19 protein-coding genes, 1 tRNA gene and 1 other RNA gene are annotated in these 23,862 nt (G+C 47.3%); 3 read left to right on the top strand and 18 right to left on the bottom strand.

The annotated features are described in order from the left end of the window. Positions 1–70: 70 nt before the first annotated feature. The 17 genes from PBN151_RS32665 to PBN151_RS19200 form a co-directional block, all read right to left on the bottom strand. A complete protein-coding gene (locus tag PBN151_RS32665; RefSeq protein ID WP_483311013.1) occupies positions 71–274 on the bottom strand; it encodes a DUF8051 family protein in 204 nt (67 codons plus the stop codon). Positions 275–433: 159 nt separating this feature from the next. Continuing rightward, the gene (locus PBN151_RS19125; RefSeq protein ID WP_072730286.1) at positions 434–796 is read right to left on the bottom strand and encodes a hypothetical protein; all 363 of its coding nucleotides are present in this window, start codon (positions 794–796) and stop codon (positions 434–436) included. A gap of 513 nt (positions 797–1,309) precedes the next feature. Next, positions 1,310–1,674: a transfer-messenger RNA gene (gene ssrA / locus PBN151_RS19130) on the bottom strand. Positions 1,675–1,976: 302 nt separating this feature from the next. Beyond that, positions 1,977–2,450, bottom strand: coding sequence for an SsrA-binding protein SmpB (gene smpB / locus PBN151_RS19135; protein WP_021252812.1), 474 nt, complete (start codon positions 2,448–2,450; stop codon positions 1,977–1,979). A 231-nt stretch (positions 2,451–2,681) separates the two neighbouring features. Continuing rightward, positions 2,682–3,518, bottom strand: a complete 837-nt coding sequence (locus PBN151_RS19140; protein ID WP_072730287.1) for an MgtC/SapB family protein — start codon at positions 3,516–3,518, stop codon at positions 2,682–2,684. A gap of 207 nt (positions 3,519–3,725) precedes the next feature. Further along, entirely contained in the window at positions 3,726–6,947 is a 3,222-nt protein-coding gene (gene rnr, locus PBN151_RS19145) for a ribonuclease R (RefSeq protein WP_072730288.1), read from the bottom strand. A 203-nt stretch (positions 6,948–7,150) separates the two neighbouring features. Further along, positions 7,151–7,387, bottom strand: a complete 237-nt coding sequence (gene secG, locus PBN151_RS19150) for a preprotein translocase subunit SecG (protein ID WP_021252815.1) — start codon at positions 7,385–7,387, stop codon at positions 7,151–7,153. Positions 7,388–7,561: 174 nt separating this feature from the next. Further along, entirely contained in the window at positions 7,562–8,383 is an 822-nt protein-coding gene (pdxK, locus tag PBN151_RS19155; RefSeq protein WP_072730289.1) for a pyridoxine/pyridoxal/pyridoxamine kinase, read from the bottom strand. Between the two features lie 84 nt (positions 8,384–8,467). Then, complete coding sequence (locus PBN151_RS19160; RefSeq protein WP_072730290.1) at positions 8,468–9,403, bottom strand: DUF4097 family beta strand repeat-containing protein; 936 nt, start codon at positions 9,401–9,403, stop codon at positions 8,468–8,470. Beyond that, positions 9,400–10,140, bottom strand: coding sequence for a DUF1700 domain-containing protein (locus PBN151_RS19165; protein ID WP_072730336.1), 741 nt, complete (start codon positions 10,138–10,140; stop codon positions 9,400–9,402). The genes PBN151_RS19160 and PBN151_RS19165 overlap by 4 nt, the downstream gene beginning before the upstream one ends. Positions 10,141–10,154: 14 nt before the next feature. Next, the gene (locus PBN151_RS19170) at positions 10,155–10,493 is read right to left on the bottom strand and encodes a PadR family transcriptional regulator (RefSeq protein WP_083545223.1); all 339 of its coding nucleotides are present in this window, start codon (positions 10,491–10,493) and stop codon (positions 10,155–10,157) included. A gap of 401 nt (positions 10,494–10,894) precedes the next feature. Then, positions 10,895–12,181, bottom strand: coding sequence for a phosphopyruvate hydratase (gene eno, locus PBN151_RS19175; protein WP_072730291.1), 1,287 nt, complete (start codon positions 12,179–12,181; stop codon positions 10,895–10,897). A 67-nt stretch (positions 12,182–12,248) separates the two neighbouring features. Beyond that, a complete protein-coding gene (gene gpmI / locus PBN151_RS19180; protein ID WP_072730292.1) occupies positions 12,249–13,787 on the bottom strand; it encodes a 2,3-bisphosphoglycerate-independent phosphoglycerate mutase in 1,539 nt (512 codons plus the stop codon). A gap of 1 nt (position 13,788) precedes the next feature. Beyond that, positions 13,789–14,541: a triose-phosphate isomerase gene (gene tpiA / locus PBN151_RS19185; RefSeq protein WP_021252822.1), complete on the bottom strand. Its 753-nt coding sequence runs from the start codon at positions 14,539–14,541 to the stop codon at positions 13,789–13,791. A 60-nt stretch (positions 14,542–14,601) separates the two neighbouring features. Next, positions 14,602–15,783, bottom strand: coding sequence for a phosphoglycerate kinase (locus tag PBN151_RS19190; protein ID WP_021252823.1), 1,182 nt, complete (start codon positions 15,781–15,783; stop codon positions 14,602–14,604). 279 nt (positions 15,784–16,062) lie between these two features. Then, on the bottom strand, positions 16,063–17,067 hold the full coding sequence (gene gap / locus PBN151_RS19195; RefSeq protein WP_072730293.1) for a type I glyceraldehyde-3-phosphate dehydrogenase: 1,005 nt from the start codon (positions 17,065–17,067) through the stop codon (positions 16,063–16,065). Positions 17,068–17,108: 41 nt separating this feature from the next. Continuing rightward, a complete protein-coding gene (locus tag PBN151_RS19200; protein ID WP_065292240.1) occupies positions 17,109–18,158 on the bottom strand; it encodes a sugar-binding transcriptional regulator in 1,050 nt (349 codons plus the stop codon). Between the two features lie 560 nt (positions 18,159–18,718). Here PBN151_RS19200 and PBN151_RS19205 point away from each other — a divergent pair. Together PBN151_RS19205 and clpP are read left to right on the top strand one after the other, a co-directional pair. After that, a tRNA-Arg gene (locus PBN151_RS19205) sits at positions 18,719–18,793 on the top strand. A 203-nt stretch (positions 18,794–18,996) separates the two neighbouring features. Next, positions 18,997–19,578 carry an ATP-dependent Clp endopeptidase proteolytic subunit ClpP gene (gene clpP, locus PBN151_RS19210; protein ID WP_021252826.1) on the top strand — a complete coding sequence of 194 codons (582 nt, stop codon included), beginning with the start codon at positions 18,997–18,999 and terminating at the stop codon, positions 19,576–19,578. 106 nt (positions 19,579–19,684) lie between these two features. On the opposite strand, the gene PBN151_RS19215 is transcribed toward clpP, so the two are convergent. Next, complete coding sequence (locus PBN151_RS19215; protein WP_072730294.1) at positions 19,685–20,851, bottom strand: cytochrome P450; 1,167 nt, start codon at positions 20,849–20,851, stop codon at positions 19,685–19,687. Positions 20,852–21,547: 696 nt separating this feature from the next. Here PBN151_RS19215 and PBN151_RS19220 point away from each other — a divergent pair. Beyond that, the gene (locus tag PBN151_RS19220) at positions 21,548–23,857 is read left to right on the top strand and encodes a helix-turn-helix domain-containing protein (protein ID WP_072730295.1); all 2,310 of its coding nucleotides are present in this window, start codon (positions 21,548–21,550) and stop codon (positions 23,855–23,857) included. The last annotated feature ends 5 nt before the right edge of the window (positions 23,858–23,862 follow it).

Below are 23,862 nucleotides of genomic sequence, written 5' to 3' on the forward strand. Positions count from 1 at the left end.
AATTAATAGTACTCTGATTGCACGTACTGAAGCCTTGTTCATCTTTGAGTAAATAATCTAGTTTCTACAATTATGAAAAGTTCTCATCAAGATGTTGAAGCATTTGGACTTGAATAAGCCGATGATCATTCTCATGAACCGACATACCCAATGATTTCGGAAAAATATCAGCTAAGTCGATAATGTATACGATAAAATATAAAACAACGATAATTTGTGTGAGGAAAATGGCGTAGGTATGTGATATCAACAGGAGATAGCACGCGATAAACAACGTTGTTGATGTCCTGCATCGTTATCGCTTCCTCTCATCCTTTGGTGTGTCTCAAGCTTATCAGTGAGGAAAGAAATTGTATTGCAAAAAAATATGTATGTATATTCAAGTATAAATTATTCATTGGCCATGCCATACAGGGAGTGTCGGTGTCTCATCCTATAGTGAAAAATTAGTAACGCCCTTCTTATATGTATATTTCAGAGTGTATGTTTCTTCTTTTCCATAGGGCATTGTAGCGATTTTTATACGAGTATAATCAAGCCTGCTATCTTTTAAAATTCGTTTCACCAGGGCAATACTCCGTTCTTCTTCCGTAACAACACAAAATATATTTAGAGCATACTTTTTCGAGTCGGACATGCATTTCCCCATATCTGAGCCATCAACATAGCCTAAGTTAGCATCTGCTAGAGATTTCTCCAAATATTCCATTACTTTATCTCTTAACCAGTGATCACGTTGACTGCCTTTGGCACTTTTCAATGGATATTGTACCACTAACCAGAATTTTTCGCTCATTCAGATTCACCAACCAATCTAAAATTAATATATTTAATTCTATCGTATGAGCGAAGATACCGGCGTTACCAATGAATACTCATATATAAATAACTATAGCAAGAAAACATTGTATGTGGACGCGCTTATTAGCAACAGCAAAAATACTGTTTGTACGTTGAAGTCTTACTCCGATGCTTCTCACTCCTGTGCGTGAGACTGAACCCCTGACAATGGCGTCTCCCATGCTACACCACTAACGCAAAAAGCCAACCTCATGCGGTCGGTTTTTTCAGGTTTTTGGTGGAGGCGAGGGGATAATCGATATCTCCATTAACTTTGCTTCGTAGATTATTCCCAGATGACGTTCTTAGCGGTTGGATATCGATGCCGTGCTCGTCCGCTGATGACTTTCCTTCGAAGCAATATCCTACGCTACCTGCGCGCGGAACGTACCCCTGACAGGGGCAAATCCCCTTTTCAACTCCACCAAAACAAAAAACCGACCTCACGCGGTCGGTTTTTTCAGGTTTTTGGTGGAGGCGAGGGGATTCGAACCCCTGTCCGAAGATAACGCAACACGAGCTTCTACGGGTGTAGTCACAGTTTTGATGTCACCCGAGCATCGCCCCGTAACCGGCTATGCTTTGGGTCAGCCTGATTGTCTTCTTCAGCACACCCCAGGCGGAGATGTGACAGCGTATCCCACTAAAAGTTGAGCCCCTATCTCGGCACATGGGCGATGCAGAGTAGAAGCACGCTCACAGGTTATTAAGCTGCGAAAGCGTAGTTTGTTTGTTGTTTGCCGTTTAAATGGCTTTAGCGTTGATGAAGTGGACGCGTCCCCACTACCCGCTACCCGAGCCCGAACTATCCCCGTCGAATCCAAGAACGCCCCCATAAGTGATAAGCGAACCTCGCCCATCAGGGGAATAGAATCTTGAATTAAAGAGAATCTAGTTAAGACACAGATAGTGTATCCTTCCACACTATTCAGTTGTCAATGATGTTTGTATTCGGTCAGCAGCGATACCATGCTGTGCAGTAGTTCGTTACCGACACGTTTATTATAACACACTCAAACGAAAGTTGTTAGTCAACTTGTTGCCAACGCTACATGCCTTTTCCTTGGTACAAATGATCCAACAAGGAATACTGCTAACAACAGTAGCAAAAAATCGCATTATGCCTCAAGCTAACCTTAATACTTCTGCTTCTCACGCAGCGCGCGCTGAATTTGACGATCCGCATCCCGCTTTGCAGCTGTTTCACGCTTATCGTAGTTCTTCTTGCCTCGACCGAGTCCAATCAGCAGCTTCGCATATCCGTTACGAACGTATACCTTCAAGGGAACGAGCGTGTACCCTTCCTGCTTCGTCTGCCCGATCAGCTTGTTAATCTGCTCTTTGTGCAGCAGCAGCTTGCGCGCACGCGTCGGATCAGTAGGATTGTGTCGATTACCCTGCTCAAATGGGCTAATATGCATATTGTGAATAAACGCCTCACCACCGCGAATCGTAGCAAAGGAGTCATTAATGTTCGCTTTGCTCATGCGCAGCGACTTGATTTCTGTCCCTGTCAGCACCATGCCCGCTTCATAAGTGTCCTCAATAAAATAATCATGGGACGCCTTCTTATTTTGGGCTAAAACTTTATTATCATTCTTCTTACCCATGATTGCCCTCCAACGTTACGACAATGACATCATCACCAAGTGAACGAAGTAATTGCCCTAGACCACGTCACTATAGCTTGTTGCTTAGAAGTATATTGTACCAAAAAGAACACCCCCGACTCAAGCAAGAAACATATTGGCTCAACATGTATTCAGACAAGAATGGGCTCAGACTATGTTTGGCTTAAGGTGTTCTTCAATTCATATCTCGTAATCGTAAAGTAACTCCAATTACGATAACATATGAACATCCGAGACTCCCTGTAATCGAAGTATCGCCTCGCAGCATACGGCTACCGATTTTACATCCTCAGACAGCACCTTCAGTTCAATTTGCAAAAGTCTTGCACTTGCCAAAGTACGCTCTTTATCATCCATGTCTTCGGGGTGGCCACCCTCCCTGCCGACTTCCATATCGCTTTCAGACAAGTGGTCGCTTCTATCCTTCTGTTCTGAGCCCTGTCCCGCTCCAAGCCACTTCGTCCACGACTTCCCTACATTGCGCTCCGGCCGCATGCGAATGCTTCGTACCGTAAGTCCCTGCTCCTCTGCAACCTTTGTCAATTCTGACAGCCATCCTTCACGTTCCTCCACAACGACTTCCAACTCGTGAATTCGATGTGCAACCCGATTTTTAATATCAACCTTATTCAGCAGCCACAAAGCGACGAGAGATAAGGCACAACCGAATAAGGCCGCAGAAATAAAGCCAGAGCCGCAAGCAAGCCCAATCGCCGCCGAAACCCACAAGGAAGCAGCTGTCGTTAGCCCCTTCACACTAGTTCCATTGCGTATTATCGTCCCTGCTCCAAGGAAGCCAACACCGCTGACGACCTGAGCCGCAATACGCGCCACATCCACAGCGGCTTTATTATCACCGCTTAAATCTGGGAATCCGTATACCGATATGAGCATGACAAGCGCCGATCCGAGGCTCACCAACATGTGCGTCCTTAGCCCTGCAGCCTGACTTCGCTTCTCCCGTTCCAATCCAATACAGCCACCTAGCACTAATGCAAGCACCATACGCAGCATAACATGATACATCGATATATCTGAAGGGCTCATCTTACTCACCTCTCTAACGAAGTAAAAAGCAGCGTCTCTTAAGATATGTACATTGTATCATATGTATTCCGTTTGATTGTCCGTATGCCCACCTAAGCGTTGAAATCGAAACCCCAACTTCCATCTCACAGAAAATAATAAACGGCCCCAGTCCCGCTCTTAAGCGGAACCAAAGCCGTTATTTCTACTTGTTAGAAAACGGAAAACTTATCGCTTCTTACGAACAAACTTTGCAGTCTTGCTGTTTGCTTTCCCCTTCTGCTTTGCTGCTTTGTGGGCAGATTCGCCTTGATTACGAGCCTTTGCCGCATCTTCACCAATGAAGATCCCGCTTTCGGACGTCGTTCTCCGCCCCTTCTTGCCGCCAGATGTGCCGCTACCTCGATAGGAGCCTCCATCACGCCCTGGTTTTCTACCGCCCTGATCATTGCCACCTGATCGACCATAACCGCCTCGGCCAGAGCCAAAGTCGAAGGAGCGTGGACGATCTGCTTCTTGTTCCGCATCTGCAATGAGACGATCTACCCAATTGGAGTCATCATACTCCTTCTTCGCTGGGGCTGGACGCTCCGCATTCCCTTGGCCTGCGCCAAAGTTAATGCCACCCTTACCGCGTGGCTGAGGTGCACTTGATGACTTCTCATATGGATTGACTCCACGACCCTGCTCTTCGCGCCGTCCTTTGCGTCCACGACGGCCTCTCTGCTGCTCACGGAATTCACCTTGGTTATACCAATCCCCGGCAAATGCATCGGCCTCATGCTCCACAGCATCACCATGTGTGTGACGCTCATAACGAGTATCCTGCTCTAAGTGCTCCTCATGCTCATGCTGGTGCTGATTTCGTCCGTATCCACCTCGTACATGCTGACCGGAAGAAGCACCATACTGCTCATAAGCTTGCTGTTCCGCAGGATCTATGCCAGTGACACGTCTATCAGCACGACCAGCTCCAGGCATGCCTTGACCAGCGTGCCGATCTACACGACCGTCTCCACGTGCACCTTGACCAGCAGGCTGATCTGCAGCACGACGACCACGATCGAAACGTTCTGTCGGACGACTATCTCGACCGCCCAATCGATCCGAACGACCGCCTCTTGCTCCTCTATCCGCATCGCGGCCATTTCGCGGTTGTCCACCACGGTCGCGTTCTCCTGGACGGCCGCCTTTTCCATCCTTACGGCCCTTATAGTCGCTACGTCCAGCTCCACCGCGTCCTTCGGCACCAAATCCACCGCGACCACGTTTCTTCCGGATGTCGAAGCCGAAGTCACGTCCGTTATGGCGAGACTTGCTCTCAATCAGCTCAAAATCAATCGTATGCTCATCCATATTGACACGAGCTACCCGAATACGAACTTCATCGCCAATACGGAATACATTTGCCGTCCGTTCCCCGATCAGCACCATATGCTGCTCATGGAAGTGGTAATAATCATCATTCAATTCACTTAGTCGAATAAGCCCTTCAACCGTATTGTCCAGCTCAACGAACATCCCGAAGCTTGTCACACTGCTAATAATGCCGTCAAATTCCTCGCCGACCTTATCGAGCATGAATTCAGCCTTCTTCAGCGCTGTTGTATCCCGCTCTGCATCAACGGCTACCCGCTCACGCTCTGAGGATTGCTGTGCAATATCCGGCATGCGTGCATGTAGCTGCTCCAAGCGCTTCTCAGGCAACGCTCCTCCATTATCCATTACTTCCCGCATGACTCGGTGAATGACCAAGTCTGGGTAACGGCGGATTGGCGATGTGAAGTGCGAATAGAATTCAGCAGCTAGTCCGAAGTGGCCTGTCATCTCCGCATCATACTTCGCCTGCTTCATTGAGCGAAGCATCATCGTGCTGATCACAGTCTGCTCACGCGTTCCCTCAATTTCCTCAAGCAGCATCTGCAAGGAACGAGGATGTACCGAATTGCCCTTGCCTCGAACAACATATCCGAAGTTCGCTGCGAAGGACATGAAGTTGAACAGCTTCTCACTATTCGGCTCTTCATGAATCCGGTATAGGAACGGAACTCTAAGCCAGTGGAAATGCTCCGCAACCGTCTCGTTAGCTGCCAGCATGAACTCTTCAATAATCTGCTCCGCAATCGTACGTTCCCGCTTGATGATATCAGTCGGTACGCCCTTCTCATCAACCAATACCTTCGATTCCACAAAATCGAAATCAATTGCGCCACGGTTCATCCGCTTCTGGCGGAGCTTCAGCGCCAATTCCTTCATGAGCTTGAAGCTGTCAACCAAATAAGCGTAGCGTGCTGATACCTCTGGATCCTCATCCTCAACGATCTTCCGTACATTAGTGTACGTCATACGCTCAACAGTACGAATTACACTCGGGAATACATCATGCTTCACGAGCTTCGCCTTCTCATCGAATTCCATCTCGCAGGACAATGTCAAACGATCCACACGCGGATGGAGGGAGCATATTCCGTTGGACAATCGATGCGGCAGCATCGGAATAACTCGATCAACCAGATACACACTGCAGCCGCGAGCATATGCCTCGCGATCCAGCGCAGAACCTTCCTTCACATAATAGCCGACGTCTGCAATATGGACGCCAAGCTTGTAATGTCCATTCGGAAGCTGCTCTACATATACCGCATCATCCAAGTCCTTCGCATCTTCTCCATCGATCGTGACGATATTCATGCCCCGTAAATCACGGCGTCGCTGACTGATGATTTCTTCCTCGGTTATGGAATCCGGCACAGCTTCTGCTTCTGCCATCACTTCATCAGGGAACGCCTCCGGAAGCTGATGCTTACGGATGACGGACAAAATATCAACGCCAGGATCATCCTTATGACCGAGAATTTCGGCCACCATGCCTTGCGCTGCTGCTCTTCCTTCCGGATAGCTTACGATATGGACAACGACCTTCTGTCCAGTAACCGCGCCATGCATATCTTCCTTCGGAATGAAGATGTCGCGATTGATCCGCTTGTCATCTGGAATGACAAATCCATACGATTCGTAATTTTGAAAAAGGCCGACAACACGCTCCACTGCACGCTTCACAATGCGCACAACTTCGCCTTCCAATCGAGCGCCATCAAAGCCTTTATTCGTCACGCGTACAAGCACGGTATCCCCATGCATCGCAGTCTTCAAATCATTCGCGTGAATGTATACATCGGGGTGCCCCGTTTCTTCCGGAATCAAGAATGCGAAGCCTTTGGCATGCGCCTGCAGGCGTCCGCGCAGCAAGTTCATACGCTCCGGCACACCGTAGCGGTCTGTACGAGTGCGCAGCACCTTACCCTCTTCTTCCATTTGATTCAACATTTTCAGAAATGCCTTGAACTCTGAAGCGCCTTCAATATCGAAATGCTGCTCCAGCTCTTGATAGGTCATCGGCTTATAAGCGGTTTCACGCATAAAGTCCAACAACTGTTGTTCTGTTACCATTCCTTCACCTCACCTTGCCATGACCTGCATGATACAGTATAACAATATATAACCTAGTATACACGAAATAAAATCGTTACATCCCGGCGCTTTTCCTACATTTTTTCCGTTCGATCCACATCGTAGCAAGTTTCTTGTCTCCGCCGGAAAAATGGGTACAAAAAAAGCGAGGAGCTTGTCCTCGCTTTGCTTACGAATGGGAATTAACCTTTAAGGAAATAAGCTACGATCAGTGACAAGATAAAGAATCCTCCTGCCAATACAACCGTTGCACGTTGCAGGAACAAGTCCAGACCGCGTGCCTTCTGCTTTCCGAATAGATGTTCCGCACCGCCGGAGATGGCACCTGACAAGCCGGCACTTTTCCCTTTCTGCAGAAGCACAATGCTAATCAAACCGATAGAAAAAATGACAAGCAAAATTTTCAAGAAAATTTCCACAGTTACACCTCCTAATGCGTGATACACGTTCGAAAAGCCAAAAACAGTACTTTTATTGTATCACACGAATAAGAAGCAGGCAAGGCTTATCCTCTCCCCCTTCCTATCTCTTCCGAAAAGCTTACCCCAGGTTACAAGGCATTTGGTGCATCCCTACACGAATATATCCCTTACTTATTCTTCGCCATGCTGCAGCAAGCGCAGTGCATTATGGCGCACAGGTCCAACATACTGATTAAGTGGGAAAGAATGACGGATCGCTTCCGTAATGAAGCTCTTCGCCTTATGGACACTCTCACGTACATCATTCCCCTTCGCCAGTTCTGCTGCTACTGCTGCTGAATACGTACAGCCAGCGCCATGCGTGTAGGTTGTATCGATCAGATCAGCGTCCAATATTTCGAAGGATTTGCCATCATACAATACATCGACGGAAGTAGGCAATCCAATCTTGGAGCCGCCCTTTACCAACACGTACTTCGCTCCCTGCTCTTGAATGCGGGCAGCGGCTTCCTTCATATCTTCGAGCGTACGGATTGGCGCTGTTCCTGCCAGTTGTGAAGCCTCGAACAAGTTCGGTGTAACCACGACAGCCTTCGGTACGAGTATGTCCCGCAAAGCATCGTTCGTCTCTGGGTGAAGCGCCTCGTCAGCACCCTTGCACACCATAACCGGGTCAACAACGACGTTCGGAATGTTATGCTTCTCAATGGTGCGGGCTGCCAGCTCAATAATATCGATAGAACCCAGCATACCGGTCTTCATGCCTGAAATACCGACACTCATGATTGTCTTCAATTGCTCTTCTATCGTAGAGAGCGCGATTGGGAACACCCGGTGCGCCCAACCTTCATCCGGATCCATCGTTACAATGGTCGTCAATGCGGTCATGCCGTACACACCGCGTTCTTGGAATGTTTTTAGGTCGGCTTGAATGCCAGCTCCACCGCTCGTATCCGAGCCAGCCAATGTCAGCACTTTATGAATCGGTTTCATGTATCCTTACCCCTTTACCTGATATCAACAATTTAAGATAAGTACATTATAACCGATTCACATGAATCTTCCGAGGAGCCGATACTATTTTTCGACAATCTTTATACTGCCCGCTTCTGTCCGCACCTTAATAACCATATCGCTTCCATGTTTCTCATTCGGTGCGGAGACGCTTCCCAACTCTGTTTTCAAATCAAACTTCCCGTTGTATTCAGGAACAACACGGATATTCACGCTTCCAAGCTGGCCTTCCGCATCAATCGGATGTGCAGCAGCTTGAACAATAGAGATGGAGCCTGCATTGGCTGAAGCCTGAACATTCTTCTTCGTCTGGTTCAAGTCAACACTTCCCAGTGAAGAGCTTGCTTCGATCTCTGCATCGACATTATCTGCCACCACTTGGCCTGAGTCTGATCTAAGCTTAACGAAATCCCCTGTTACATTCTTTACCTTTACCCTTCCCAGATTACTTGATGCTTCAAGTCGCTTAATATGCCCACCTGTCATTTCAAACGCACCTGCAGACACATTCGACGACAAATTGTCGAGCACAAAATTCTCCGATGCATGGATGATAACTTCATGATAACGACGCTGTATATTACCGATGTTGATATTCAACCACCCTGCATTATCATTGTCTTCAAAATTCAGCTCTAGCGTTCCATTCTCCGCCTGAACATCACGAATTCGATTAATGACCGCTTCTGGCGCCTGCCCCTTCAACTCAATCATATTCTTGTTATCATTGATCCAGCTTACCTTAACATCCCCATAATCCGCATCGATAACTATACTCTCAAGTTCCCTTACATCAATGCGAGATTCATAATCAGATGTCTTATCTGCCCCTTTTTCCTGACCAGATGCATCCTGTGAACCTTCCGCAGAGATACGGTACTCATAAGAAGGAAGTTGTGACTTAAATAGCTGATTTGGGCCGTAATAGACCAAGCCCGCAACCCCTGCCACGATACACACAATTCCGACCATATTCATGGTTGCACGATTCCAATTCATCTAACCTCGCTCCTTCCTTCATAGGCGACCCAGTGGAAATAAATTCGGTTCCATTTCAAATATGCACGTCCTACAGCAACTATCGCTTGTATTAAAAAAATTCCTATTCCAAATGCAATGGCAACTATCGACATTTCCGTTCCATAGAAAGCTCCGCCACCAAGTGAGAACTTCAATACGTACAAAAGAGGAGTTGCTAATAACGCAATAGCCGCTACACCAAGCCCAAACCACGTTGCCCATAGCCCGAACATAACCGGGACAACCATAATGCTAATAAAGATCGTACCTGCGTAGGCGATAGCTGAACGGGGACGTCGTCCTTCGGACTGCTGATATGGTGGGTAAGCAGTATTCGGTATTCCGCCGTACTCTTGAGAATATCGATTTGGTTCCCCATAATGCTGATTCAAATCCAACGGATGTTCAGCATTCTTCAGGAAGCTAGGATCCTCGAAGAGTGGAGGTACTTGTGAAGCTTGACCTTGTTGACTATGAATAAACGGTTCTGTTACCGGCTCCCGTTCAACCTCTTTATCCCCTCGTTCACCTAACAGCAGCTCGGCCGCAAGTTCTTCCGGATCGCCAAGCTCTCGAGCAATCTCTTCTTCTGTTCGTCCCTGCTGCTTGCTGAATTCAAAGTGTGCATCATACTCTGCTAATATTTCATTGCGCTCCGACTCTGGAAGCGACAGTAGGCCCATTTTCAATTGCAGCATAAATAACTGCTTATGCATGTTGTTCACCTCTCTCACTTCTCCTTGGATTCTTCTTCCGCTTCGGTAAGCAGATTGGCTACTCCCGACACAAATTTATCCCACTCGGTCACGAGCTCATTCATATAATCCTTGCCTACTGAAGTAAGCTTATAATATTTCCGTGGCGGTCCCTCGGTAGATTCTTGCAAATAGGTTGTACAGTGACCATCCGCAACCATCCGTCGCAGAACTGGATATAGAGCACCTTCGGCAACCTCCACATGCTTGGATATCTGCTGGGCCAGCTCGAAGCCGTAACGATCTCTCTGGTTAATGAGAACCATGACACACAGTCCGAGCACCCCTTTTTTAAATTGAACGATTTCCTTCAATCGAGTCACCCCCACTCCATAACGTGATGAATTATAATTTATGATTCAGTATTGTATATTGATTAGTAGTACACGATGATTATATCCCCTGGAATAGTGTTCCACAATAGGTTATTTCCAAAACTAGCCTCAGGTCTAGGTAAAACCCAACTAGAGTCGGAATGAAGCAGTGAAGCATAATTTCACAAGGATCAGAACGGGTAAGAACAAAGAGAAATAAGGGAAATAAGGGAAGACAAGAAGGACAAGTACGAAAGGCAAGCAAGAGTAAAAGGTAGATTAAAGGAAGAGCACAATATGCCTTCCTCACATATGGATATGGGGTCATAAAAAAGAAGCCAGACCCCTTCAAGGGAGTCTGGCTTCTATCGAATCAGCAAGCCGCATGTGCGGCAAGCCAATTATTTTTTCAAGTTGTAGAAGGATTTCAAGCCGTCGTAACGAGCTGTGCTTCCCAAGTTGTCTTCGATGCGAAGCAATTGGTTGTACTTCGCAACGCGGTCTGTACGGGAAGGAGCACCTGTCTTGATTTGGCCAGCGTTTGTTGCAACCGCGATGTCAGCGATTGTGCTGTCTTCGGACTCACCGGAACGGTGGGAGATAACAGCTGTGTAGCCAGCGCGTTTTGCCATTTCGATCGCTTCGAATGTTTCTGTAAGCGTACCGATTTGGTTAACTTTAACCAAGATGGAGTTACCGATTCCTTTTTCGATACCTTGAGCAAGACGCTCAGTGTTTGTAACGAACAAGTCGTCACCAACGAGTTGTACTTTGCCGCCCAATTTTTCAGTGAGCAACTTCCAGCCATCCCAGTCGTCTTCGGACATGCCGTCTTCGATTGTGATGATTGGGTACTTGTCAACCCAAGAAGCAAGAAGGTCAACATACTCAGCAGATGTGTAGGACTTGCCTTCGCCTGCCAATGTGTATTTACCGTCTTTGTAGAACTCAGTGGACGCAACGTCCATACCCAAGAATACTTCTTCGCCTGGCTTGTAGCCAGCTTTTTCGATTGCTTCGATAATAACTTGAAGCGCTTCTTCGTTGGAACCAAGGTTAGGAGCGAATCCGCCTTCGTCACCTACAGCCGTGTTCAAGCCTTTGCTCTTCAATACGGACTTCAGGTTGTGGAAGATTTCAGCACCCATACGAAGTGCTTCTTTGAAGCTTGGTGCGCCAACTGGCAATACCATGAACTCTTGAACGTCGATGTTGTTGTCAGCATGCTCACCACCGTTGATGATGTTCATCATTGGTACTGGCAATTGCTTCGCGTTGAATCCGCCAAGGTACGTGTACAAAGGCATATCCAATGCATGTGCAGCAGCGCGAGCTACAGCCATGGATACAGCCAAGATTGCGTTAGCACCCAATTTGCCTTTGTTAGGCGTGCCATCAAGCTCGATCATTGCTTTATCGATTGCAACTTGATCAAGAGCATCGTAACCGATGATTTCTGGAGCGATAATTTCGTTTACGTTTTTAACAGCGTTCTCTACGCCTTTACCAACGTAACGGCCTTTGTCGCCATCGCGAAGCTCAACCGCTTCGTGAGCACCAGTGGATGCACCGGAAGGTACGATTGCACGGCCGAAGCCGCCGGATTCCAATTTAACTTCTACTTCTACCGTAGGGTTACCACGGGAGTCAAGCACTTCGCGTGCGTATACGTCCATAATCATTGTCATGGTGTGTACAACTCCTTTTTTGATTGTTTATAAATAAATTACTATATATCCAGGTAAGTTGTAAAACTTACTTCTTAATCATGCTTTGTCCTGTCATCTCTGCTGGCTGAGGCACGTTCATCAAGTCCAGAATCGTCGGAGCGATGTCTGCCAAGATGCCGCCTTCGCGCAATTCCACGTCATTCGAAGTAACGATGAATGGAACCGGGTTCGTCGTATGTGCAGTGAATGGACGGCCTTGCTCGTCGAATACCATATCCGCGTTGCCGTGATCCGCCGTAATGAGGCAGACGCCGCCTTTCGCCAATACCGCTTCAACTACCTTGCCCATGCACTCATCCGTAGCTTCTACGGCCTTGATTGTTGGCTCCAGCATACCGGAGTGACCAACCATATCAGGATTCGCGAAGTTCAGGATAATCGTATCGAACTGGTCAGAGTTGATTTCGTTCACTGCTGCTTCTGCAACTTCGTAAGCGCTCATTTCAGGCTGCAGGTCGTAAGTTGCTACCTTAGGCGAGTTGATAAGCACACGCTTCTCACCAGGAAGCTCAACGTCACGGCCGCCGCTGAAGAAGAACGTTACGTGCGGATACTTCTCCGTTTCCGCAATGCGAAGCTGCTTCTTGCCATGCTGCACGAGCACTTCACCAAGCGTGTTGTCCAACTCTTTTGGAGAGTAAGCAACATATCCGCCAACTGTTTCTGCGAACAGCGTAAGCGCAACGAAATGCAAGTTCTTAGGGAACTTGTCGCCACGATCGAAGCCGCGGAAATCATCGTTGGTGAACACTTGGCCAAGCTGGATCGCACGGTCTGGGCGGAAGTTCATGAATACGACGGAGTCGCCTTCTTGAACCAAGCCAACCGGCTGATCGTTCTCATCCACAATTACCGTAGGCATAACGAACTCGTCATATACGGATTGGGAATAAGATTCTTCAACTGCAGCAATTGGATCGCGGTATTTTGGGCCTTCGCCGTATACCATTGCGCGGTACGATTTCTCAACACGTTCCCAGCGCTTGTCGCGATCCATCGCATAGTAGCGGCCTTGAACCGTAGCGATACGGCCTATGCCAACTTCGGCGATTTTGGCTTGCAGCTTTTCGATATATCCGCGGGAGCTATCAGGCGCAACGTCACGGCCATCCAAGAATGCGTGAATGTATACGTCCTTTAAGCCTTCACGCGCACAGAGATCGAGCATCGCAAGCGCGTGGTCGATATGGCTGTGTACGCCACCATCAGACAACAATCCGTAAATGTGAAGCGCTTTATTGTTCTCCTTCGCAGTCTTCACTGCTGCAAGCAGTGTTTCGTTCGAGAAGAAGTCGCCTTCACGGATCGATTTTGTAATACGAGTCAGGTCTTGATATACGATGCGGCCTGCACCGATGTTCAAGTGACCTACCTCGGAGTTCCCCATTTGACCTTCTGGCAAGCCTACCGCTTCGCCGCAAGCTGTCAGTGTCGTATGAGGGAATTGGCTCATGTAACGGTCGTAGTTTGGCTTGTTCGCTTGCGCGACTGCGTTGCCAACTAGTGTATCGCGAAGTCCGAAGCCGTCCATGATGATAAGTGCTACCGGTCTAGGTGCGGACATCTTACTTCGCCCCTTCCACCAAGGAGATGAAGGAAGCTGGTTGCAAGCTTGCGCCACCTACCAATGCGCCGTCAATATCACTTTCTGCCATGTATTCACGTACATTTTCCGGTTTTACGCTTCCGCCGTATTGAATGCGAACAGCAGCAGCAACTTCATCATTGTACAAGCCCTTCACAACGCTGCGGATGTAGCTGATAACTTCATTCGCGTCTTTTGCTGTGGAGGATTTGCCTGTACCGATCGCCCAGATTGGCTCATAAGCGATGACAGCTTCTTTTGCTTGTTCAGCAGACAATCCTTGGAATGCTGCTTCTGTTTGCACCTTGCACACGTCGTTCGTTTTGCCGGATTCACGCTCTTCAAGCGATTCACCTACGCATACGATTGGCGTCAAGCCATGACGGAATGCTGCATGCATTTTTTTGTTTACTGTTTCATCAGTTTCCGCGAAGTATGCACGACGCTCGGAATGACCGATAATGACGTAGTGTACGCCAAGGTCTTTCAACATAGCGCCGGAAATTTCGCCTGTGAATGCACCGGAATCTTCAAAGTGAAGGTTTTGCGCACCAATCTTGATGCTCGTGCCTTTCACTGCTTCAACCAATGCTGGCAAGTTTGTAAATGGTGCGCAGAGTACGCTCTCTACGCCTTCCACTTCTGCTTTGCCTTTCACTTCGGATACGAAAGCAACAGCTTCCGATACCGTTTTGAACATTTTCCAGTTCCCTGCGATAATCGGTTGTCTCACACGATTCACTCCTTTACGCATAAGGGAGCGGCCGAAGCCGCCATCCCCTTACTTGCTCTCTTACTTATCGTTCAATGCAACCACGCCTGGCAATGCTTTGCCTTCCATGAATTCAAGGGAAGCGCCGCCGCCTGTGGAGATGTGGTCCATTTTATCTTTCAGCTTGAACTTCTCAACCGCTGCTGCAGAGTCGCCGCCGCCGATGATTGTATAACCAGCAGTTTCCGCACATGCTTCTGCTACCGCACGCGTACCATGAGAGAACGGCTCGATTTCGAATACGCCCATAGGCCCGTTCCATACAACAAGCTTGGAATTTTTGATAACGTCAGCATAGATTTCACGAGTTTTCGGACCGATGTCAATGCCTTCCCATTCAGCAGGAATGCTGTCGATCGCTACCACTTGTGTGTTTGCATCTGCACTGAAGTCATCTGTAACTACGATATCTACTGGCAAGTAGAGGTTTTTGCCAAGTTCTTTGGCTTTCTCGATGAAGCCTAAAGCAACATCAAGCTTCTCGTTGTCGACAAGCGACTTCCCGATTTCGTTGCCTTGTGCTTTGAAGAATGTGTATGTCAAGCCGCCACCGATCACGATATTGTCGGCGATTTCCAACATTTTGTTGATAACGTCGATTTTATCTTTAACCTTGGAACCGCCTACGATTGCCGTAAATGGACGCTCAGGGTTTGTCAGCGCTTTGCTAAGTACATTCAATTCTTTCTCCATCAACAGACCGGACACGGCTGGCAAGTGATGTGCGATGCCTTCAGTGGATGCATGTGCACGGTGAGCCGCACCGAACGCGTCGTTCACAAACAAGTCCGCAAGTTCTGCGAAGGCTTTAGCCAATTCTGGATCGTTCTTCTCTTCGCCTTTGTGGAAACGAACGTTTTCAAGCACGACAACGTCGCCGTTTTCCATTTTTGCAATTTCAGCTTTTACGTTTTCACCAATTGACTCGTCAAGCTTCTTAACGGGCTTACCAAGCAGTTCGCCAAGACGTACTGCTGCAGGTGTCAGACGCATGGAATCCACAACTTCGCCCTTCGGACGACCCATGTGGCTTGCCAAAATAACTTTCGCACCTTGTTCCACCAAATAGTTAATTGTCGGCAACGTTTCGCGTACACGTGTATCATCCGTAATCACACCATTTTCCAATGGAACGTTGAAATCTACACGTACAAATACGCGCTTACCCTTAACTTCTACATCACGCACACTTTTCTTGTTCATCCCCGTGTTCCTCCTATCGTCGATTACACCGGCACACGCCTCTCTCTGGTGTGTTGTTCGGTATGTTCTGTGTTCTTGTTCTGTATGGGTTCCATCTAAATCTTTCTCTCTATATATCGTATATCGTTCGTTAGTATGTTCTGGTTTCTCTCTATACTCTCTATCTCTGTATATCTAAAAATCTGTGTCCGCACTGGTTCTCGATATGCTCTAGGCACTATAAGGATCAAAAGAGGAGGCCTGAACGGTCACTCCTCTTTGATTGTAAGTGCTATGCGATTACAGACCTTTTTTTGCGATGAAAGCTGCCAAGTCTACAACGCGGTTGGAGTAGCCCCACTCGTTGTCGTACCAGGATACAACTTTAACCAAGTTTCCGCCGATTACCATCGTTGTCAAAGCATCGATAGTGGAGGAAGCTGGGTCGCCGTTGAAGTCGCTGGATACCAATGGCTCTTCAGTGTAGTTCAAGATGCCTTTCAATGGGCCTTCAGCTGCTTCTTTCAAAGCTGCGTTTACTTCTTCAACAGTAACGTCTTTCTTAAGTTCTACTACCAAGTCTGTAACAGACACGTTAGGAGTAGGAACGCGCATGGACATACCGTTCAATTTGCCTTTCAATTCAGGCAATACAAGGGATACCGCTTTAGCAGCACCAGTTGTAGTAGGGATGATGTTTTGAGCTGCTGCACGAGCACGACGCAAGTCTTTGTGCGGCAAGTCAAGAACGTTTTGGTCGTTAGTGTAGGAGTGAATTGTGTTCATCATACCTTTTTCGATACCAAACTTGTCGTTCAATACTTTAGCGAATGGCGCCAAGCAGTTTGTTGTGCAAGAAGCGTTGGAGATGATTGTATGGCTTGCAGCATCATACTTATCTTCGTTAACGCCCATAACGATTGTGATATCTTCGTTAGTAGCAGGTGCGGAGATGATAACTTTCTTCGCGCCGCCTTTCAAGTGCATTTCAGCTTTGTCTTTCGCTGTGAAGATACCAGTGGACTCAACAACGATTTCAACGCCGTTAGCGCCCCAAGGCAAGTTCTCAGGGTTGCGCTCAGCGAATACTTTCACTTCGCGGCCGTTAACAACCAATGCGCCCTCTTTAGCTTCTACAGAAGCTTCGAATTTGCCGTGAGTTGTGTCATATTTCAACAGGTGAGCCAGAGTGTTTACATCTGTCAAATCGTTGATTGCAACGATTTCTACTTCTGAATTGTTCAATGCTGCGCGGAATACGTTACGTCCGATACGACCAAAGCCGTTAATACCAACTTTAACCATTGATGATTCCTCCCATTTCCTTCGCAATTTTTTTATATATCTCAAGACGGCCTGTAAGGCACATCGAGACCACAATGTTTCAATACTTCAACTGCTGCTGCTTCATCGATAACGAGAATGTCTTCGTGTCCTGCACGAAGCACTGCAGTAATCGATTCACCTTTGCTCTGACCTCCAGCAATGGCAATGACTACCTCCATACGAGAGATGTCCTCAAGGCGAAGGCCTAGTGTTAGCATCGTATGAACGACATGCCCGTCTCGGTCAAAATAATACCCGAACGCTTCTGCAAGCGCCCCTTCTTCGAGCAGCTGCTGGATCGTCTCTTCATCCGCACGGCGGCGCTTCGCCATAACGAGAGCTTCTCCAATGCCATGCACGACAATGCGTGCTTGGCGAATTACTCGCAAAATGTCTTGGATGTTCGGTTCCTGCTTAAGCGACTGATACGCTTCCTCACTCAGCAAATCCGGCACATGCAAGAGCCGATACTGAGCGCCTACGCGCTTCGCCATCGTGGAAGCGATTGTGTTCGCTTGGTATTCCAAGCTCTCCCCAAGTCCCCCACGTGCGGGTACGAACCAATTGCCTTTCAACGGTGATGAACTCGTCAATTGATCTGCCATTGCAGCCAATGTGGAGCCGCCTGTCACCGCCACGACATCTTCCTTGTCCATTACGCTGCTGAGCGCTCTACAAGCCGCTTGCCCGAGTTCTTGCTTCACGGCAGGCGATACATCCGAATTGCCGGGTACGACAATGACCTGCTTCAAACCGAATGCTTGGCGGATACTCTCCTCCAGCTGGCGCATCCCGAGCAATTCGCCCATCACGGATTCCAGCTTCCGGACAAGTTGCCGGCCTTCATCAGTGATTCGCATACCCGTGTTATCCGAATCAATCAGGCCTTGCGCCTTCAATAAATCGGTCTCTGCACGGAGCACACGCTCGGTCATCTGCAATGACGTTGCCAGCGTTCTTCTCCCAATGGAGTCGGACAACATGATTTGATGCAGGATGGTGTAACGCTTCTTCAACAGTTCAATGAGTTCAGGTAGAAGTCGCTTCTGTATTTCTAACCACTCACGCATTCTCTCCACTCCTGCTTCCCATAAGCAACCATTGGACTAAAAACGTCCCATCTCTACATTTTTTGTCCCACCACTATTCTACCGAATAACGCAGCAACTTGCAAGTATCCTGAACCCCTGATTTTGCGCCCAAAACCGCGAATTCTCTGCCTATAAACAACTTCTATAATAAGCAAGCAATATCGAAGTTATTCATTATCAGACAACATATCTAGAAGGGCATACGACTGCCTATGATGTAATTAACCCAAAATACGACAAGTTAATACATATTTCGCAAAAATTTTAGACATTCCTCAGTATAGACATTAATGACGGACATCATGCCCTGCTCGTACCTGCGTTTACAAAAGTTTTGAGCTTTCCTTCACATCCTGTTCGCTCTCCACGTCCCCATGTAGTTTAGCCATCGACATTGCTCACTTAGATCGGGCAACATCCACCTTATTCGGCACCGTCCACTTATTATAGAAAGAATTATTTTAAAATAAATATTCAGTGGCGCTCACTTGACTTTGTTATACGCTTTCTTATATAATAAATTTTGCTCTTGTATGAATGCGCCCGTGGTCCAATGGATATGACGTAGGCCTCCGGAGCCTGAGATCAAGGTTCGATTCCTTGCGGGCGCGCCATTTACACTCCTGTCCTTATTTGGCACAGGATAAGAAGCTACGTTACGCATATATTTAGGTGAATAAGCACGGAAGTAACATCTTGAATTTTGCAGAAGCGAAACGATAGATGTTTTTTTCTCTACATAGTTTGACCATCTTTGACTTTTTGTTTCAAGTCCTTTATATTGAATGTGTAATGATATTAGTTAGGAGGGGTTATCTTGAGTTATGTACCCGTAGTTGTTGAACAGACGAATCGTGGCGAAAGATCCTATGATATTTACTCTCGATTGTTGAAGGATCGCATCATCTTCCTCGGAACAGAAGTGAACGATCTCGTGGCGAATTCGATTATCGCCCAGCTGTTGTTCTTGGCTGCAGATGACCCGGAGAAGGATATTCATTTGTACATCAATAGCCCAGGCGGTTCAATCTCAGCCGGCATGGCCATATACGATACAATGCAGCACATCAAGCCGGACGTATCTACGATTTGCGTGGGCTTGGCAGCTTCCATGGGAGCGTTCCTGCTTAATGCAGGTGCCAAGGGCAAGCGTTTCGCCCTGCCGAACAGCGAAATTATGATTCATCAGCCGCTTGGCGGAGCACAAGGGCAAGCGTCCGATATCGAGATTCGCGCACGCCGCATCTTGAAGATGCGCGACACGTTGAACAAAATTTTGGCGGATCGCACAGGTCAGCCACTTGAGCGCGTGGAGCGCGACACGGATCGCGACTACTTCATGTCTGCCCAAGAAGCGTATGAATACGGTCTGGTTGATAAGGTTCTTGGCAAAGAGTAAACAGTAAACGTGATACAGCCTCTCTCATGCGATCTATTTTGCATGTAGAGAGGCTGTTTTTTATTGCTTATTTCAACTGAAATGAATAACGAAAAGCTAGGTTTACTTAGGTAAGAATGATCGGCAAGGACTCGAAACCGAACATAAACTCGCTCTGGATGCGCTTCAACGGCTTGGAATGATCACATTGATAGTTCGGGAAACGATCGAGCATTGCATTCAACGCTATCCTCGCTTCCAGCCGTGCAAGTTGAGCCCCCAGGCAGAAGTGGATACCATGACCAAACGCTAAATGCGGGTTTGGCTGACGGCGAATATGGAAGAGTTCTGGCTGTTCGAACACAGACTCGTCATGATTCGCTGACCCGATCCACAACATGACGAACTGCCCTTCAGTTAACATCATGCCATCTACTTCCACATCCTTCTTCACACGGCGAAACATTAACTGTACCGGCGAGGTAAACCGCAGCACTTCTTCAATAGCGCCAGGCAGTAAAGAACGATCGGATCTAATATCGTCCCATGCGATGCGCTCACTGTCGAAACACGCTAGTGCAGAAGAGAGCAAATTCGTTGTCGTTTCATTGCCAGCCACAAGCAGCAAAATACAAAACCCAATGAGCTCAAAGGGGGACAACGGTTCTCCGTCTGACGTTGCATGCACAAGCCTAGTGATCAGATCATCCTGTGGATTACGGCGGCGTTCTTCTGCGATCGCCTCGAAATATACAGCCATCTCCTTCTGGCAATTGCTATTGCGGTCAATGTCACCACTCACTAATGCCTCCGACCATTCTCGAAACTGATCTCGATCGTGTACCGGTATGCCGAGTATTTCTGCGATTACAATAATCGGGAGCGGAACTGCGAAGTCTTGAACTGCATCCATTCGTCCTTTGCTTTCCACCTTATCTAGAAGCTCATCCGCCAATGCTTCAATTCGTGGAATCATCTTTTCAATGGATCTAGGTGTGAAGGCTTGTGAGACTAATGTTCGAAGCTGGCTATGCTTCTGCGGATCGGTGCGGAGGATGCTGTATTCAATCGGCCGCTTGTCTTCGCTTCGCAATTCGGAAGAAAAATGGTTGTAATCAGCAAATATCCTCTTAATATGATCGTATCGGTACGCATGCCAGAACGTTCCCCCCAGCAGCTGAGGATTCTCTGAACGCAACAGAGAGCTCTCTGACCACAACAAAGGACTCTCTGACCGCATAGTTTTGTAATGAGATAATGGCAGCACTTCATGCTCTTGAATCCATTTCATCATTCAACCTCTCCCCTCCTTAACCATGCAACATAGCTTCAGTCACAACTCTTCCTCGATTTACAGGGATTCGAAATAATATCTTGCATTAAAACTAATATATGTAAATAATAACCTACATAGACCTAGGCCTGTATGCACTGAAACAACTTCGGGTCGACCTGTTAAACACCGAATTCAATTCATTTAGCTACAAAAAAAGGACCGCATCGCGCAAATGCCGATGCGGTCTATATATGTTCTAGGGGTAAACTGTAAACCATGAGAAAGATGAAACGGATCACCTTGTGCAACGGAAGACTCCGGTTGACCAAGGCCAGTAATCGCTGCCGGCAACCCTCCTTCGCAAGAACTCATCTGTCATTCGGTCCATTGTTAGAATACTAGAGTTACATTAAAGAAAACTGAACCGAACCTTAAAATAAGATAAAAAGCAATTCCCTCAATGGCTATACACCTACAATGTCCACTCTACAGAAATTGTTGTACACACTACGAAGTCATTCCATTTCCGAATGGAATCGTTTACAATATGAATATTGCCGCTTTTTTTCAATTTCTCGCTTTACAGATGAAGCGAAACGTATACAATAATTACAAATCATCAGCATCTTTTCTCTATTAAATTGTCTTCTTACTAATTGCCAGATTCACTTCATAGCAAGATTACATCAAGAGACTACTAGGAGGCTTGTCAGGATGAGTTGGAACTATTTTCGGTCGAAGCTGCTATTACAGTACATATGGTCGTATATATTGATTTTTCTCATCCCATTAGTGGTTCTCACGATCTTTATCTATCAAAATGCCGTAAACAATCTTCGTTCCGAAATTGAGCAATCGAACGTGAACCAGCTCAATCAGGTGAAGCTGAACATCGATTCTCGCATGACGGAGCTTCGAGACATTGCTTCTCGCATTGCTTATGATGAACAATTGACACCTTATATGATACGGCATCCCTATTACAGCCGCGATGCGATATCCGCGCTCGGCAAATATAAAGCGAACAGTTCCATTCTAGAAGAGCTATTCCTTTTCTACAGGAATAGCCACGCCATCTACTCGTCAAAAGGAATGACCAATGTAGATGTCCTCTTTGATCAATACTATCTATTCGAGGACTGGAGCAAGAAGGATATTATTAAGGAGCTGGAAACTGAGCTCTATCCTGTCGTGCGACCAGCGGAATCCGTTAACTTGAGCATGAATATTACCAAGTCCATGCTTGCGTATATTATCCCGATCACTCCTAACAGCTCGTCTCCACACGGAACCGTGCTGTTCCTGATGGAGGAATCGAAGCTAACGGGACTTATGGATACCATTCTGAATGGATTCAAAGGCAATACCTACATCTTCGACGAGAAGGGTCGTGTGCTTACCCAGAATAATCATGGAGAGCCTATCCCAAAAACTGAGATTCACTTGTTGTCAGAGCTCGGGCCCGGCATCCATAGCTTGAAGCTGGATAATATGCAGCAATCCATTGTTTCTGTTAAATCTTCCATGAATGGGTGGACCTATGTGACGGCTATGCCAAGCGAGCAATTTTTCGGGCGTGTGTTCCATATTCAGACCTTCTTCATGCTCGCATTCGCTGTAGTGGTCATCGCCGGCATTCTAGCAGCCATAATCCTGGCACGCAAGCAATACCATCCAATCCATGATCTTATGGAATTTGCCTTGTTGAATGAAGAAGCCTCTGCTGCACAGCCAGCACCTAAGAGACGCAATGAGTTGGAGTGGATTCGTAAAACTCTGCATGACTATAGTGCCCGCGTCGATATTCAAGAGCCATTTGCCCGAAATCAATTTCTGCTCATGCTGCTCAAGCATGGGAAGCTGGACAACCCAGAATCTGCACATATTATGGAGATGATCGGCATTGAACTGACAGGCAAGTACTATTTCATCATTGCAATCTCTTGGGATGAGTATCCTGGCGTCGCAGATGCATTGCAGCATCGTCAGCAGATCGTAGAGCTGTTCGAGGAAATTGAAATTCCAGAATACGGTGCACACGCATATGGCATTGAGCTGCCGCATTTTGATCAATTCGCCCTTATCGTCAGCATGAATGAGGACTCAAGAATCTCCGTGGAGCACCAGATGGAACAAATCGTCGAAGCTCTTCGAACAACCGTGATGGAAAGCACGCACCTCATCCCATCCATTGGTGTTGGTAATGCCTATGAGGATGCAGCGCTCTTGAATCAGTCTTATATCGAGTCAGCTTCTGCGCTGGAGTATCGTATGGCGAACGGCAAGGGCAGCATTACTTATTTCAACAAGCTGTCCCATACGCCTAACGACACGTTCTGGATCGCTAAGGACTCCCTGCTTAAGCTTACACAAAGCTTGAAGCAGGGCAATGATACCGTTGCAATGCAAATGATTGAAGCGATATTCAACAAGCTGAAGGCAGAGCGCGTATCGATCTCTCTCCTTCGCTGTATTTGCTTCGATATTATGAATACCTTGCTGAAGACAGCGTCTGAGCTCGGCTTGAACGAGTTAATTCGTGATATTCCGAGCTTCACCTCCTTCGAGTCACTGGAGGAGCTTGAGAAGAAGCTTCAGCTCTTGGCCGCACATATCTGCGAACAGGTAGAGCGCAACTCGGAAAATGAACAGCTCTCTTTAATGGACAGCGTCATTGCGTACGTTGATCAACAGTATACCGACTACAGCTTGAGCTTGGAAGCGACCGCACAGAAGTTCTCTATCTCGTCCTCTTATCTCAGCCGTTCATTCAAGGAGAAGACAGGCAGCAACTTCTCTCAATATATATGGCAGCGCCGCATGGATGAGGTCATTCGCCAGCTGCTGACGACTAGTGATCCGCTGAAGGACATCATCGTCAGGGTCGGATATTTGGATACACCGAACTTTATTCGCAAGTTCAAAAAAGAGACGGGATATACACCAGGCCAATACCGGAAGCTTCATGCTTCAAGCGAGCAAGCGAAAGCCGCCGCAGATGCGGACGATGAATCTATAAGCTAAGTGCA

Source organism: Paenibacillus sp. NAIST15-1, from assembly GCF_001894745.1.
GTDB classification, from domain to species: Bacteria; Bacillota; Bacilli; order Paenibacillales; family Paenibacillaceae; genus Paenibacillus_B; species Paenibacillus_B suaedae.